Origin of the sequence: Litoribaculum gwangyangense (assembly GCF_039543505.1) — a bacterium.
Classification (GTDB): Bacteria; Bacteroidota; Bacteroidia; order Flavobacteriales; family Flavobacteriaceae; genus Litoribaculum; species Litoribaculum gwangyangense.
This window is the reverse complement of sequence record NZ_BAABJW010000001.1, coordinates 1-15,608: the sequence shown is the minus strand read 5'-3', so window position 1 is coordinate 15,608 and position 15,608 is coordinate 1. Positions and strand designations below refer to the sequence as shown.

Below are 15,608 nucleotides of genomic sequence, written 5' to 3'. Positions count from 1 at the left end.
GATTAAGCTAATAGTAAAAGTAATACTTTTTTGAGTATTTTACAATATTTACATTAAATTCTTAGGAATTTCGCAAATTGGAATAGGAATCATTTTGTGTTTGTTTGAATTATTAAAACGCTTATATATTTTAAAAACCTCCAATTCCCTTCCAGAAAAATCATTAATTGTTTTCCCTTCATCATCCATTTTCATAGCCCATTCAAGTTCGGGATATGAGGCTCCAATTTGGTCTTCATCGGTTCTGTCATCACCCCAAAGGCCATCGGTAGGGGCAGCGTCAATAATTTCTTGATTAATACCTAAATATTTAGCTACCGTATAAACTTCGGTTTTCAATAAATCGGCAATAGGGCTTAAATCAACACCACCATCGCCATATTTGGTGTAAAAGCCAACTCCAAAATCTTCAACTTTGTTGCCAGTACCTGCGACTAAATATTTTTCAAGAGCAGCAAAATAGTATAACGCTGTCATGCGCAACCTGGCACGGGTGTTGGCTAATGACATAAATCGGTTTTCTTCATCATCAACAGCAGGTAAAGCTTCTATGAGGCTATCAAAAACAGGAGTTAAATTAACCTGAGTCATACTAACTTGACTAAATTTGGATTTTAACCATTTAATATGATTAAGTGCTCTGCTCACTTGAGAAGGCGATTGATGTATAGGCATTTCTAAACATAAAAGAGGTAAACCAGTCTTAGCACAAAGTGTTGAGGTAACTGCAGAATCAATACCACCAGAGACACCAATTACAAAACCTTTCATTCCTGCATTAGTGGCATAATCTTTTAACCAATCAACTATATGATCTACTACTTTTTCTGTTTGCATTTTAAATAAATTTAAATCTAAGAATAGTACCTTTGCAAACAAAAATAAGCTATACACTCAATTTATAAAAATTTATGTCGTTTAAGTTTTGTATGAAATCTAAAATACTATTGTTCATTTTAATAGTGGTCGTTTCTTGTAAAAAAGAAAACACTTTAGAAAAAGATATAGCAAATATAAATGCCGATATTAAGGTTGAACGTTTTGAAAAATTATTTGCTAACGTTACTCCTGAAAACTTACCAAAATTGAAAACGGCGTATCCTTTTATGTTTCCAGAGAAGTATACAGATTCTTTTTGGTTGGCTAAAAAGGAGGATACTCTACAAATACTTTTATTTAATGAAGTAGATAAAACATTTGAAGATTTTAAAGAAACAGAAGCAGAAATTGAGTCTTTGTTCAATCATTTAAAGTATTATTTTTCTGAGTTCCATCCACCAAGGGTTATTACCACAACTAATGATGTTGATTATAGGAATAAAGTGGTAGTAACAGATACTATTGATGTTATTGCTTTAGATAATTACTTGGGAAGTGAGCATGAATTTTACATTAATATTCCAAAATACTTAGCAGCAAATTTTAAAAAAGAACAATTGGTAGTAGATGTGGCTAAGGCTTATGCTGAAAAATATATTTATCATCCTCAACGTAAAACTTTATTGGATGAGATGATTTATTATGGAAAGCAGTTGTATTTTGAAGATGTTGTTATTCCCTTTAAAACGGAAGCGCAGCGAATTGGTTATACAGAGGCTCAATTGGATTGGGCTAACAGAAATGAGGCTTACATTTGGAGATATTTTGTTGAGCGTGAATTATTATACAGTACAGATTCAAAATTACTAGGTAGGTTCATCATTGATGCCCCTTTTTCAAAATTTTATCTTGAGGATATTGATACTGATTCCCCTGGCCGTTTAGGACAATACATAGGTTGGCAAATTGTGCGAGCTTATATGAAAGAAAATGAGGTTTCCTTAAAAGATATGCTCATAAAAAGCACCGAAGATATTTTTAATAATTCAAAATTTAAACCCAGAAAATAATGTCAAAAACAATTAGCTCTAAAATAGAATTAAATGTCGAGTTGGATGAAAACCGTGTGCCCGAAAAATTACATTGGACAGCTCTTGATGGAGGCATAACCAATGAAGAGGCAAAGGCCATGATGCTTGCTGTTTGGGACTCTAAAGCTAAGGAAACCTTGCGAATAGATTTGTGGACTAAAGATATGCCTGTTGACGAGATGAAAGTTTTTTTTCATCAAACCCTAGTAGCCATGAGTGATACTTTTAACAGAGCCACCCAAGATGAAAAAATGACTGCTACCATGAAAGATTTCTGCGATTATTTTGCTGAAAAACTGGAGATTAACAAATAGTTCTTTAAACTTTATCTTCTATACAGAAAGTAATTATTAACCAAATTGATATAAGCACGTTTAGCTTCATCTTCGCTTATATCTTTAGCCTGAAACAAGGCGTTAGTTTTGAAGGCGTTAATAATGGCTTTTTTACTACTAGGCCTACTATAATTGTTAGTAGCTTTTTTGTAATAAGCATATAGCTTTAATAAGGTGTCAGCAGGAAATGGATCGGTATGTTCATTTACCCGAGCCACTGCTTGCTGAAACTCTATGTCTAAATCATCATCTTTCATTAAGTTCTGCGATAATAGTTTCGCCGCCTTTAACTTTTTGGTTGAGTTGAACCTTTATTTTTGTATTTAAAGGTAGAAATAAATCTACCCTTGAACCAAATTTTATAAAACCAGATTCTCCTCCTTGTAAAACTTTATCATTCAATTTGGCATAATTCACAATACGTTTAGCCAGCGCTCCAGCAATTTGTCTGTGTAGTACTTTTCCGTAAGTTTCGTTTTCTACAACGACCGTTGTGCGCTCATTTTCCTCACTTGCTTTAGGATGCCAAGCCACTAAATATTTTCCAGGATGGTATTTACTAAAGATTACATTACCGCCAATAGGGTAACGCGTTACATGAACATTTATTGGAGACATAAAAACACTTACTTGCAGGCGTTTGTCTTTAAAGTATTCGTTCTCAAAAACTTCTTCAATAACAACTACTTTGCCATCAACAGGAGATATCACCTGTTTATCGTTTAACAATGTTTTCCGTTTTGGATTTCTGAAAAATTGAAGTATCAATATTAAAAAGCCCAATAAAACAATCATGATAATGGTTCTTAACCACTGTGTATCAATAAGGCTGTCTACCAGTAAAAAACAGGCAACAATAAAAACAAATGTTAGGAATATAATTTTATGACCTTCTCTATGAAACATAATTTAAAATTCTTAAGAACAAATATATAAAAGGTGCGGCAAAAATGATACTATCTAAACGATCTAATAATCCACCATGCCCAGGCATAATACCACCACTATCCTTTACGCTTGCCTGTCTTTTGAATTTAGACTCTATTAAATCTCCTAATGTACCAAAAACACTTACTATAATACTTAAAATTAGCCAGCTATTAAAATCTAACGTGTTTGTATAGGTAGCAATAAAATAGCTCGCAATACATGAAAAAAACAAACCACCCAAAAAGCCTTCTACTGTTTTTTTTGGGGAAATTTTTTCGAATAGTTTTTGTTTGCCAAAGTTTTTGCCAATTAAGTACGCAAAAGAATCATTCACCCATACCAAAATGAAAGAGCCTAGTAATATGCTTGGATTGTAATTTTGATGGTAATTAGTAATCAATATTAAAAACACAAAGGCACTTGATAGATAAAATGTAGTAAGTATAAAGCGTTTACTTGCAAATAGTGGAATAGTTTTTCCTGAGAACAAATCTTTAATTAAAAATAATTCAACAAATATGGAGAGTACTATAAGTATTTGTGTAGCTTCGTTTAAACCAGTATTAGTATTTAAAACTATTTGCCAATAACCAAAAACAGCATAAAGTAGAATGAAAATGATGTAGGGAATTTTACTCTTAAGTTGGATAAGTTTTTTGAATTCACCCATGCAAATCAAACCAAAAACAAAAAAAAGAGCTATCAATAATTGTTCAAATTTTAAACAAATAATTAATAACGACACATATAGTAAACCCGAAAGTGACCTAATAAGTATTTCTTTCATACTATAAATCTTCTAAAAGTAGTAGGTACAAATTTTTAGCACTACTACCATAACTTAGAAAATCTTTTTCATCACCAGATTTAAAGTGTTTTATGGTTGTAATATTTGTGGGGATTTTTTGTCTGTTTTTAGACTTTATACCTCTTAAGCCTTCGCCAATATTTTCCACAATTTGACTAGTTGTTGCAAAAACAATAAAATTAATAGGCAATTCTGGAAGTTTTTTTTCGAAAATTTGTTTAGATGAGATGAGCAAAGACCCATCATTGGCAATTAAATTCTCGCAGGTTGTTAAAAAAAAAGTAGAATCACTTACTTTTCTTGTTGGTTTAAGGTTAGAATTACCAAACTTATTTTCTAAATTTTCATCAAGTAGTAAAACCTTTTTGTCTTCCCACTTGTTCTCGGAAATAATATTATCTATGTTTTTGAATATTTCATCTAAATTTTCGCAATATAAAAACTTGCCTCCATTAGCCTTAAAGTTTATGGTAAACCTTTCATCTATCGGTAGTTTAATTTCAGGCATATATTTGCCCCTGTCATCGGATTTTAATTCTTCAGCCGAACGCTCAGATTTATTACCAAAAATTTTTCTAAAAAGACTCATTTAGTATATAGCTATTAACAGAATTCTTTTGAGGTTTACCAAATATAAAAAATCTTAAATTAACCGTACGGTTAATTTAAGATTTTTAATAAAGCTTAGCAAAATTAACAGCTTCACTAGTCTTTAATTTCTTGTTCTTTTCTGGTTATCTGCTCCTCTTTTTCAAAAGCTCGTTTACCAAATATTTTTTCAAGGTTATCTTTAAAAATAACTTCTTTTTCAAGAAGTACTTCTGCGAGTTCAGTCAATTTATCTTTATGGTCTTCAAGTAGTTTAATAGCTCGTTTATATTGAGTTTCGATAATATCTGAAATTTCCTTGTCTATTAATTCGGCAGTTTGCTCACTGTAAGGTTTGGTAAAACCGTATTCGTTTTGACCCGATGAATCATAATAGGTTAAGTTTCCTATTTTATCGCTTAATCCATAAACGGTAACCATGGCTCTGGCCTGTTTGGTAACTTTTTCCAGGTCGCTTAAAGCTCCAGTAGATATTTTATTGAAAATAACTTTTTCTGCAGCACGACCACCAAGAGCGGCACACATTTCATCAAGCATTTGCTCTGGACGCACAATTAATCGCTCTTCTGGTAAATACCATGCGGCCCCTAAGGAACGGCCACGAGGTACTATTGTTACCTTAACTAATGGTGCAGCATGCTCAAGCATCCAACTTACGGTGGCATGCCCAGCTTCATGGTAAGCCACAGCTTTTTTCTCACTTGGCGTAATAATTTTATTTTTCTTCTCTAAACCACCAATGATTCTATCCACTGCATCCAAGAAATCTTGTTTATCCACTTCTTTTTTACCGTTTCTGGCTGCAATTAAAGCTGATTCATTACAAACATTGGCAATATCGGCACCGGAAAAACCTGGGGTTTGTTTAGATAGAAAATCCAAATCTAAATCTTTGGCCTTTTTAAGAGGTCGCAAGTGAACTTCAAAAATTTCTTTACGCTCGCGAACATCAGGTAAATCAACAAAAATTTGTCTATCAAAACGCCCTGCTCGCATTAAAGCCTTATCTAATATATCGGCTCTATTGGTTGCAGCAATTACGATAACGTTCGTATTGCTACCGAAACCATCCATTTCCGTTAATAACTGGTTAAGCGTATTTTCACGCTCATCATTGCTTCCGGACATGGCATTTTTTCCTCTGGCACGACCAATGGCATCAATTTCATCAATGAAAATAATTGAAGGTGATTTTTCTTTAGCTTGTTTGAACAAATCCCTAACCCTGGAAGCTCCTACACCCACGAACATTTCAACAAAGTCTGAACCAGAGAGAGAGAAGAAAGGCACTTTAGCTTCTCCTGCCACAGCTTTTGCTAACAATGTTTTTCCTGTTCCTGGAGGCCCTACTAATAAAGCTCCTTTTGGTATTTTACCACCAAGGGAGGTGTACTTTTCAGGGAATTTAAGGAAATCAACAATTTCTTGAACTTCTTCTTTAGCACCTTCTAAACCAGCAACATCTTTAAAGGTTGTTTTAACCTCTGTATTTTGGTCAAATAATTTTGCTTTAGATTTTCCTATGTTGAAAATCTGACCACCAGCACCACCTCCAGCACCACCAGACATGCGTCGCATAATAAATATCCAAACTCCAATTAAAAGGATAAAGGGAAGAATACTCATAAGTAGGTTTCCCCAGACATTATCATCGGTTTTTAAACTGTATATATCGTACTTGCCTATGGCTTTTAAATCATTTTCAAAATTTTGCAGGTCCCCAATTTCAAATTTATAGTTGGGTAATTTAGTAGCACTAGGAATGAAAGTTTGTGGTATCGATTTTTTATGGATTTCTTTATTTTCAGCCTCATTTGTTAGATAAACATTGGCTATACGCCTGTTTATAACAACTACTTTTTCAACATCATTGTCTTTTGCATACTCAAAAAACTCGGATGTGGTTATGTTTTTAGCGTTTTCAAATTCACTAGAGCTGAATAATTGAAAGCCTAAGAAAACGGCTATCAATATACCATAAATCCAATATGGACTAAATTTCGGTTTATTTTCTTTTATGTTTTTTTTATCGTTTGCCATTTTGTTTTTTTAGTAACTAGTTTCTATAAGTGTTGTTTTCGCATCTCCCCAAAGGCTTTCTATATCATAATATTCCCTTATTTGTTTTTGGAAAACATGCACAACTACATTAACATAATCCATTAAAACCCATTCTGCATTATCAACCCCTTCTATATGCCAAGGATGGTCTTTTAAAGTTTTGCTTACTTTTTTTTGAACGGAATTAACTATGGCGTTTACTTGTGTATTTGAAGTGCCCTCGCAGATTATAAAGTAATCGCAAACAGTGTTTTCAATATCTCTTAAATCTAGAATATTTATTTCTTTTCCTTTAACGTCTTCAATGCCACTTATTATTACTGATATGAGTTGATCTGCGCTTATATTTTCTTTCGCCATTAATTTTATTTAATTTGTGCAAAGTTATTATTTTTTTAGTTCTTTATAGTTTAAAATAATCATAAGATTTTTAAGTATTTAAATAACTCCTTAATGCAATTAATCAAACTTGATGCCATCGACTCCACAAATTCATTTTTAAGAGAAATGATTTATAATGGTATGGTTACTGATTATACGGTTGTTGTTACAAAACATCAAACAAACGGACGGGGACAAATGGGTACGGTATGGAATTCTGAACAGGGTAAAAACCTTATGTTTAGTATGTTTAAGGATTTAAGTATACATGATGTTGAGTTTCCTTTTTATATCAGTATGGCCATGTCTTTGGCAATTTTAAAAACTTTAAAAACTTTAAATATCCCATATTTAAGTATTAAATGGCCTAACGACATTTTGTCAGAAGACAAGAAGGTTTGTGGGATTTTAATTGAGAATGTCATAAAAAACAGACTAAACTCTACCATTATTGGCGTTGGGCTTAATGTAAATCAAACTCGTTTTATAGATCTTCCCAAAGCATCCTCCTTGAAAAATATTACTGGAATTCACTACGATTTAGATGAAATTTTACATAGTATTGTCGCTAATGCAAGGATGTATTCTAAACTTTTACAACAAGGATACTACGACAAGGTTAAAAAAGAATATGAGGCTAATTTGTTCAGAATAGATAAACCTTCAACTTTTGAAAATGCTAAAGGAGAATTATTTTCTGGATTTATAAAAGGGGTCACCAAATACGGAAAACTAATGGTACATCTTGAAGATAGGATGGTTAAAAAATTTGATCTTAAAGAAATTACACTAAGGTATTAAATGGCATTTGGAATATTGGTGGCCAGAGTTTCAATGAATTTATTGATAGGACCTTTTATCATCATAGACATCATAGGATTAAAATCACCAGTAAATTCTAATTGTACTTCACTTGAATTTTCATCAACTTGAATGATATTTCCAGTTAACGAAAAATCGATTTTTCCCCCGGCTGCACCTAGAACAATTTTATTAGGAGGCGTAACTTCTTTTTTCTTAAGAATAATTTCTGGCATACCTTTAAGAGCAAAAAGGAATTTATCTTCATCTAAAACTTCAAATTTACTAATGTTTTCAGGCATTAAAGACTCGAAATTTTTGATGTCTGATAAAAAATTAAAAACCTCTTCAGGAGTTTTTTCAACGCTAATTTTTGGGGATTCTAAATTCATATTTGTTTTATTGATTTATATCAATTAACATCCCATTCACTTGGGTTGTTGTTCCACTCAGATAATGTTTTTAATTCTTTTTCAGTAATGTATTTGGTTTCCAGAGCCTTTTCCAATAAATTTTCATAACTGCTCAAAGTGTGCAAAAGGATGTTTTCTTTTTTAAAATTTTCAACAGCAACATCAAAACCATAAGTAAAAATAGCTACCATGCCTTTAACATTGACGCCAGCTTCTCTTAAAGCTTTAACCGCATTCAAACTGCTTTTGCCGGTACTTATTAAATCCTCAACCACCACAACATTTTGTCCGCCTTCAACAAAACCTTCTATTTGGTTTTTGCGTCCGTGCCCTTTAGCATCTGGTCTTACATAGATGAAGGGTAAACCCAAATATTCAGCAACCAACATGCCAATACCTATAGCACCAGTGGCAACGCCGGCTATAACGTCAGGTTTTCCGTATTGTCTTTCTATATGCTTACCCATTGTTTCACGAATGTAATTTCGAATGGTAGGGAAAGACAGGATTATACGGTTGTCGCAGTATATTGGGGATTTCCATCCAGAAGCCCAGGTAAAAGGTTCTTTAGGGCTAAGCTTTATGGCGTTTACTTGCAATAAAACCTCGGCAGTTTTTTTAGCGGTTTCTTTATTAAAAATCATAATGGTAAAATTACAATAAATTTAATTTTATGTTATACTCATTCATGAATAAAAATATTTTTTTTCAGAATGCCTGCATTCTTACTAAAAATGATATTTTTACCACATAAAAAATATCTATTATAGTTTAGTATGTACAAAGTTTTTGTTGGTGATAAGCCAATAATTTTAACTACGGAAGTAGAAAAAGAAACTAACTTTAAAAATTATTTGCTCAATTCAGTGAATATTAAAAAAGTTATAAGAAAACTTGGTACAAATAATTTAAATGAAGTTAGGCTAATCCATAAAAAGCAAGACAAACTTTTAAAAAAATTTCTCAAAAAACTTCCTAATGTTATAGCGGGTGGTGGTAAAGTTTATAATGATAAAGGTGATATTTTATTTATTTACCGAAATGATAAATGGGACTTACCAAAAGGGAAAGTTGAAGGCAAAGAAACCATCGAAAATACTGCTTTAAGAGAAGTGGCCGAAGAAACTGGGGTTGCTGGGTTAGAAATTACTAAACCTTTGGAAACCACATATCACATATTCAAACGAAACGGACGATATAAAATAAAAATAACGTATTGGTTTGAAATGAAAACTAGTTTTAAAGGAAATTTATATGCACAAGAGGACGAGGGGATTACCAAAGTGGAATGGTTAAATAGTAACCAAGTAAAAGAAGCTCTCGATAATTCGTATGCCAATATTAAGTTGTTAGTCTAGCGTTTTTTATATTCATTTAAGATTATATGGTTTTTGCATCTAAATGGCGAGACTAAAAAAATGAAATTATTTTTTGATTTTTTTGTGGTAGGATCTATTAGTTATTACTGAATTCATGTGATTTAAAACGCCTCTATCGTTATGTTATAAAGTGCATTTAATGTATATTATTTTTTTTAATTTGTATAAAGAATTAATTCATTGCATTAAATGAATATTGTGTTTGGACAGTTTTGTCTTTAATTTTAAAAAAAGAGCGCCAAAGTTTATCACTTTGACGCCCCATTAGATTCGAGGACTTGCGATTTGGTTATCGTTATATTTTTGTAGCACCGTTGCTTCAAATAAAGTGTTACACTAAAAGAAAAATTACTAAAATTAATTACGGGAGTTTTTGTAAATATTTGATTAATAGCTGCCTAAATATAGAGATTACTTTCTGTTTACAAAAGGCATGTGAAATTTATTTATTAAATAAACAATGTTAAAAACTATATATTTAATTTATTTGATATAGGATTATTGAGTTACTTTCTCCTTTTGTAACAAATTCCAAATTTCTGTCTTTATCCATATTATCCAATTCTATGGATGAGTTTCCATAAACCGGGAAATTATCTAGTAATTTTGACTGGCTATCAAAAAGATAAATTTTATGGGATTGTAAATCGGTAATTGATACATATATTTTATCATTTTTATAGAACAATTTACAATTGGAATATTCCCCATAATCCAGATCGGTAGTTTTATTTTTTATGGATAATTTATTTTCACTCAAAGTTACCAGTGTTTTACTACTAGTATCAATATAATGTTTTTCTGAGAGGTTTAGAGTTTTAGTGGATACGTTCCCTTTGGTATCAACCATAACTAATTCACCATTTAAGCTAGTGGTAGTAAATGTATTCTCAAATAAGAAAATGGGTTGATTAGAATAACTATACTGCGTTTTGGGAGTTATTCTATTTCGCCCCGTTCTATCTAAAATATAAAGTTTGTTTTCTGTTTTAAGGCAGATGTAATCTTTGTTGCCCATTCTAAAATGTTTGGGTTGACTAATAATATTAGCATTAGCAGTTTTAAAAGTAAAACCATTAACAGGTTTTGCGTTTACGTTGTACATTAAAATATTTTTACCTTGAGTGACTAGAAGCCTGTAGTTTTTGTTTTTATCATAATCAAAAACCGATAGGGGTTGTGTGATTTCATCATTAAACTTCCCAGGAAATGGTGCTACATCGTTTCCATTTCTGTCAATTACATAAATCCTTTTTGGGGTTGCAAACACCAATTGTAATCTGCCATTTTTATAAATATCTATTTGTTCAATGCTCCCCAAAATTGGACCTTGAAGTGTTTTTTTCCATAGAATTTCTCCTTTATTGGAAATTAAATAAAGATTGTTGTTTACATCCTGCACTACAATTTCTTTTTCTTTAGTGATATGATTAGTAACTAATTGCGGGTTATTCAGTAGATCCTTATCAAGCTTGATATTTAGTATTTCTGAAACCGAATTTGTTGAGGTTTTAGATGTATTCTTTTTTATGATGGCATTAATATGTGCAAAATTAGTATCGAATATAAATTGAATCGCAGACAACATATAGTTGTCAAAATTAAAGTTGTATTGGTCTTCAAAATTTTTATTAAAAATAGTTTTTAACGTTTTTGGGTTAGTAACTTGCAATAAAGAAGAAGCGCCACTAAGATTTTCATAAATATTTTTAAAGTTAAAGCTATTATTAAGAGTTGTTTTATTTTGATAATTAGCAATAATGTTCTGAAGTATTTCTAAATCATCAGTAAAAACAAAGAAGTTGTCTAAATTACAATACATGTTTACATTTTTGTATGTTATTAAAGGCGAAAACATGTTTGCAAATAAGTTGGGATTACTAAAGCTATTTATATCAACTTCTCTAAATGAATTTTCAAGAGTTTGTTCGCCTAATAGAGCATCTTTAGTTGCAATAATATCAATAGAATTTAAAATTATAGCGCGCTTTTCATCCTCATAAATTACGCCTAATTCTCTCACGTCATCAAAAAGAGCAGTAGGGTTTATTATGGAATCTGTTGTCTTAAATTTTGATAAATTACTTTTAAAAGTTTTAAAATCATCAAAGGTTAAACTCAAAAAACCATCACAGTTTGATGGCGCTATTTCTTGAATTTGATTTACCTGAGGGATTGTATTTTTAAAAATATTTAAAAGGCTTGAAGAATCCTTAGCTTTTGTCACTCCATTTATTGTAATACTGTTTTGCTTAATATCAATATCCAAAGCTATATCATTAGTGAACCTTTTAAAAAAGAGAGAATCCTCAATAAAAAATGATTGAATTAAGGATTTGTCCGATTTTAATATCATAGAACACGTCTTATCACCATTAATCGTTCGATACATTTTTTCCAATTCTTTATCAATATCAGATTTTTCATAAATGGTTTCGATAATGTCTTTTGATGATGAAGCAATAAAGATGCTGTCAACCAAAGTGCTATAAAAAACGTTGCTGTTTATTGTTGATTTTGTAACGGTTATGTTTTTGTTTTCAACTGTTTCTTTGCTATAATTAGGCAAAGAATCGGTTACAAATAATGTCTTGCCATATTTCGTGATTATGGAGTACTGTAAACTGTCATTTTGGTCCTTGGAAAAACAAATTAAAACATCATTTAAAGGATTTAAATAAGATATACTTTCAAGTTTGTTTTCTAAATCCTTATAGGAATTTGTTCCGGATAATTCTTGCAGAAAATTATTATTATGGAGGCTGCTTTTTAAACCTTCTATATTAGAAGATTTTATAATGATAGAGGTGTTTTTAGGTACATAATTAATAAGTTGAGTTCGGGATGTTTCGGAGGTGTTACAATTAAAAAAAAGGATGGATATGAGGGCTAAATAAAAAAATCGCATAATGTGAATTAATTTTCCACAAATATAAAAACTTATAAGTCTAACTTCAGTTGCTCGGTCAATAATCTAAATGTTTTTCTGTGGTATTTTGTAATGCCATACTTCTTTATGGCTTCTCTGTGTTCTTTCGTGGGATAGCCTTTATTTTGCCTCCAGTTGTACATAGGGTATTCTTCATGAATGCTATTCATGTATAGGTCTCGATAAGTCTTAGCCAAAATAGAAGCAGCAGCTATACTTAAATATTTACAATCACCTTTTATAATGGTTTCAAAAGGGATGTTTTTATATGGTTTAAATTTGTTACCATCAACAATGATAAATTCGGGGGTAGTATTTAATTCAGCAATAGATTTATGCATTGCTAAAATAGAGGCATTTAAGATATTAATGGTATCAATTTCTTCCTGAAATACATGAGCAACTCCAAAATGTAAAGCGTCGTTTTCAATAATTGGTTTTAGGAATTCACGCTTATTTTCACTAAGTTTTTTAGAATCGTTTAATAGAGAATTTTTAAAACTTTTAGGTAAAATAACTGCCGCAGCTGTTACAGGACCTGCAAGACAACCTCTGCCGGCTTCGTCGGTCCCACACTCTAAATTAAAATTTGAATGGGTTTTTAATAGCATGTAGCTAAAATATTGATAAACTTATAATTTGGTTTTAAAACATGCAATTTATTTTATTTCAAGAGGTAATGAACTTTCTTTGTTGAAATATTTATCTTCACTTTACGTTCAAATAATTACTTTTGCCTTTGGAATTTACATGTATGAATAAAATTATTGTTGTTTTACTTTTTGTATGGCTTTGTAATGGTTTGAATGCTCAAGATAAACGAACAAAGCCTACAATAGATGAATCTAGTTTACTTAAAGCAAAACAGGATACTACAATTATTAAACCTAAAACAACTCCTAGGAATTCAAAAGAAAAAGATACTCAGCCCAGAATACAAGATTACTTAATAATCTCTCATGAAAACGATACTACCTTTGTAGATACAACTTTAACAATACAAAAGGAATATAAATTTAATTATTTAAGAAGAGACAATTTTGGATTGATGCCTTTTTCAAATTTAGGGCAGACATACAACAGTTTAACTTTTAATTTTCAAAGTAGTAACATAATGCCAAGTTTTGGTGCCAGAGCAAGACATTTCAATTACATGGAAATTGAAGATATAAACTATTACCGTGTACCAACACCCTTGACTGAACTCTTTTTTAAGACAGCTTTTGAGCAAGGCCAATTAGCAGATTCTTTTTTTACAGTTAATACGTCTCCGCAATTTAATTTTTCAATTGCGTATAAAGGATTACGTTCTTTAGGAAAGTACCAGCACATTTTAACCAGTACAGGTAACTTCAGGTTTACATCAAATTACAGCACAAAAAATAAACGTTACAATGCCAGAGGACACATAGTAACTCAAGATTTGTTAAACCAAGAAAATGGAGGGCTTCAAGATGGAAGTGTTTTAAATTTTGAAAGTGGAGATCCCGAGTTCATTGATCGTTCTATTTTGGAAGTTAATTTTGAAAATGCGGAAAGCATTTTACGTGGAAAACGATTTCATTTAGAGCATAATTATAAAATCATAAGGGAAAAAGATACACTATCAAAAAACAAATTGAGTATCGGTCATATCATGTCTTTTGAGGATAAATATTTTCAGTACGACCAAACGAGCGCAACCACAAGTTTTTTTGGAAATGCTTTTAAAACGACAAATTTAAAAGATAGAGCAACACTTGAAAATTTTTATAATCAATTACAATTAAACTACAGTAATAATATATTAGGAAGTTTACAATTCAATATTAGTAACAACAATTATAATTATGGTTACGATAAATTGGTGATACTAAATGGGGTTACTATAATCAACAGATTGAAAGGAAATATATTATCGGCTGGTGGTAAATACCTTAAAGAGTATAAAAGCTTTACCTTAAAAGGTGAAGCAGGTTTAAATGTGTCGGGAGAATTTGATGGTAATTTTATTAAAGCTCAAGCAACGTTCAAATTAAACGAAGATATATCAGCAACGGCTTCTATTAACCACAACTCGCAAGCGCCAAATTATAATGCACTTCTTTACCAAAGTGACTACATCAATTATAATTGGAGAAATAATTTCACTAACACTGAAACCCAACAACTCGCATTTCAACTTAAATATAAAAAGTTGGCAAATATTACAGTAGATTTCAATACCATTAACGATTATGTTTATTTTAAGGAAGATATAAGTTTTACAGCTGGAAATTCTGTTTTGCCAGTTAGACCATTCCAAAACAATGCCACGATCACCTATCTTAGGGTTAAATTTGAAAATGAAATTAAATTTGGAAAATTTGCTCTAAACAATACTATATTATACCAAAACGTGCAAGATGATAATGAGGTTCTTAACGTTCCAGATTTAACAACCAGAAATACACTATATTATTCAAGTTATTTGTTCAAAAAAGCGATGTACCTGCAAACAGGAGTAACCTTAAATTATTTTACAAAATATTACATGAACAGTTACAATCCGTTATTAGCAGAATTTTATATCCAAAACGAAAGAGAATTTGGAGATTTTCCGCGTTTAGATTTCTTTTTAAACGCCAAAATACGTCAAACCCGTATCTATTTAAAAGCAGAGCATTTCAATTCATCACTAACGGGCTATAATTATTATTCTGCACCAACATACCCCTATCGTGATTTCACTATTCGTTTTGGTGTTGTTTGGAATTTCTTTCTTTAATGCATCAAACATATATTTCGAGTTAAATTTGGGTAAAATATTTGGGAGATTTTTTGTTAAGTATCAGGTTACAAGGTAATTGTGATTACAAAAAAAGGGGTTAAAAAAAAGTTTGAAAAAAGTTTGTTTAAAAAGTAAAAAGGGTTGTATGTTTGCAGCCGCTAAAACGGGTTTGCCTGTGATAGTAAAAAACGTTCATTCTCGGTATTAATTTAGGTTTTATTTTTTTTAAAAAATATTTTTCAAAAAAAGATCAAAAAAGTATTGTGGAAGAAAAAAAAGGGTTTTATATTTGCACCCGCTTAA

The 15,608-nt window shown here is 31.1% G+C and carries 16 protein-coding genes; 5 read left to right on the top strand and 11 right to left on the bottom strand.

Translation table 11 applies throughout. From position 1 onward, the window contains the following. Nucleotides 1–48: 48 nt before the first annotated feature. Nucleotides 49–837 carry an NAD(+) synthase gene (gene nadE, locus ABD963_RS00080; RefSeq protein ID WP_345274896.1) on the bottom strand — a complete coding sequence of 263 codons (789 nt, stop codon included), beginning with the start codon at nucleotides 835–837 and terminating at the stop codon, nucleotides 49–51. A gap of 92 nt (nucleotides 838–929) precedes the next feature. Here nadE and gldB point away from each other — a divergent pair, with 92 nt between their 5' ends. Together gldB and gldC are read left to right on the top strand one after the other, a co-directional pair. Then, nucleotides 930–1,889 carry a gliding motility lipoprotein GldB gene (gene gldB / locus ABD963_RS00075; protein WP_345274895.1) on the top strand — a complete coding sequence of 320 codons (960 nt, stop codon included), beginning with the start codon at nucleotides 930–932 and terminating at the stop codon, nucleotides 1,887–1,889. Beyond that, nucleotides 1,889–2,224, top strand: coding sequence for a gliding motility protein GldC (gldC, locus tag ABD963_RS00070; protein WP_345274894.1), 336 nt, complete (start codon nucleotides 1,889–1,891; stop codon nucleotides 2,222–2,224). Before gldB ends, gldC begins: the two co-directional genes overlap by 1 nt. Nucleotides 2,225–2,235: 11 nt before the next feature. On the opposite strand, the gene ABD963_RS00065 is transcribed toward gldC, so the two are convergent. The 6 genes from ABD963_RS00065 to rsfS all read right to left on the bottom strand — a co-directional run bounded on the left by ABD963_RS00065 (nucleotide 2,236) and on the right by rsfS (nucleotide 7,013). After that, complete coding sequence (locus ABD963_RS00065; protein ID WP_345274893.1) at nucleotides 2,236–2,502, bottom strand: acyl-CoA-binding protein; 267 nt, start codon at nucleotides 2,500–2,502, stop codon at nucleotides 2,236–2,238. After that, the gene (locus tag ABD963_RS00060; protein WP_345274892.1) at nucleotides 2,492–3,151 is read right to left on the bottom strand and encodes a phosphatidylserine decarboxylase family protein; all 660 of its coding nucleotides are present in this window, start codon (nucleotides 3,149–3,151) and stop codon (nucleotides 2,492–2,494) included. The genes ABD963_RS00065 and ABD963_RS00060 overlap by 11 nt, the downstream gene beginning before the upstream one ends. Continuing rightward, nucleotides 3,141–3,962, bottom strand: coding sequence for a phosphatidate cytidylyltransferase (locus ABD963_RS00055; RefSeq protein WP_345274891.1), 822 nt, complete (start codon nucleotides 3,960–3,962; stop codon nucleotides 3,141–3,143). The genes ABD963_RS00060 and ABD963_RS00055 overlap by 11 nt, the downstream gene beginning before the upstream one ends. Before the next feature lies 1 nt (nucleotide 3,963). Continuing rightward, nucleotides 3,964–4,572, bottom strand: a complete 609-nt coding sequence (locus ABD963_RS00050; protein WP_345274890.1) for an LUD domain-containing protein — start codon at nucleotides 4,570–4,572, stop codon at nucleotides 3,964–3,966. A gap of 116 nt (nucleotides 4,573–4,688) precedes the next feature. Beyond that, complete coding sequence (gene ftsH, locus ABD963_RS00045) at nucleotides 4,689–6,632, bottom strand: ATP-dependent zinc metalloprotease FtsH (protein WP_345274889.1); 1,944 nt, start codon at nucleotides 6,630–6,632, stop codon at nucleotides 4,689–4,691. Nucleotides 6,633–6,641: 9 nt separating this feature from the next. Next, nucleotides 6,642–7,013, bottom strand: a complete 372-nt coding sequence (gene rsfS / locus ABD963_RS00040; RefSeq protein WP_345274888.1) for a ribosome silencing factor — start codon at nucleotides 7,011–7,013, stop codon at nucleotides 6,642–6,644. A 93-nt stretch (nucleotides 7,014–7,106) separates the two neighbouring features. Here rsfS and ABD963_RS00035 point away from each other — a divergent pair, with 93 nt between their 5' ends. Next, complete coding sequence (locus tag ABD963_RS00035; protein WP_345274887.1) at nucleotides 7,107–7,835, top strand: biotin--[acetyl-CoA-carboxylase] ligase; 729 nt, start codon at nucleotides 7,107–7,109, stop codon at nucleotides 7,833–7,835. Here ABD963_RS00035 and ABD963_RS00030 read toward each other — a convergent pair. Together ABD963_RS00030 and pyrE are read right to left on the bottom strand one after the other, a co-directional pair. After that, nucleotides 7,832–8,227, bottom strand: a complete 396-nt coding sequence (locus ABD963_RS00030) for an SRPBCC domain-containing protein (RefSeq protein ID WP_345274886.1) — start codon at nucleotides 8,225–8,227, stop codon at nucleotides 7,832–7,834. The two genes, ABD963_RS00035 and ABD963_RS00030, sit on opposite strands and share 4 nt — an antisense overlap. A gap of 20 nt (nucleotides 8,228–8,247) precedes the next feature. Then, complete coding sequence (gene pyrE, locus ABD963_RS00025; RefSeq protein WP_345274885.1) at nucleotides 8,248–8,892, bottom strand: orotate phosphoribosyltransferase; 645 nt, start codon at nucleotides 8,890–8,892, stop codon at nucleotides 8,248–8,250. A gap of 132 nt (nucleotides 8,893–9,024) precedes the next feature. Here pyrE and ABD963_RS00020 point away from each other — a divergent pair, with 132 nt between their 5' ends. Then, nucleotides 9,025–9,606 (top strand): NUDIX hydrolase, encoded by a 582-nt coding sequence (locus ABD963_RS00020; RefSeq protein ID WP_345274884.1) that lies wholly within the window; start codon nucleotides 9,025–9,027, stop codon nucleotides 9,604–9,606. Between the two features lie 499 nt (nucleotides 9,607–10,105). Here ABD963_RS00020 and ABD963_RS00015 read toward each other — a convergent pair whose 3' ends face one another. Beyond that, entirely contained in the window at nucleotides 10,106–12,535 is a 2,430-nt protein-coding gene (locus ABD963_RS00015) for a ribonuclease HII (RefSeq protein ID WP_345274883.1), read from the bottom strand. A gap of 32 nt (nucleotides 12,536–12,567) precedes the next feature. Beyond that, nucleotides 12,568–13,167 carry a ribonuclease HII gene (locus tag ABD963_RS00010; protein WP_345274882.1) on the bottom strand — a complete coding sequence of 200 codons (600 nt, stop codon included), beginning with the start codon at nucleotides 13,165–13,167 and terminating at the stop codon, nucleotides 12,568–12,570. Between the two features lie 143 nt (nucleotides 13,168–13,310). On the opposite strand from ABD963_RS00010, the gene ABD963_RS00005 reads away from it, so the two are divergent. Further along, nucleotides 13,311–15,302: a putative porin gene (locus ABD963_RS00005; RefSeq protein WP_345274881.1), complete on the top strand. Its 1,992-nt coding sequence runs from the start codon at nucleotides 13,311–13,313 to the stop codon at nucleotides 15,300–15,302. The last annotated feature ends 306 nt before the right edge of the window (nucleotides 15,303–15,608 follow it).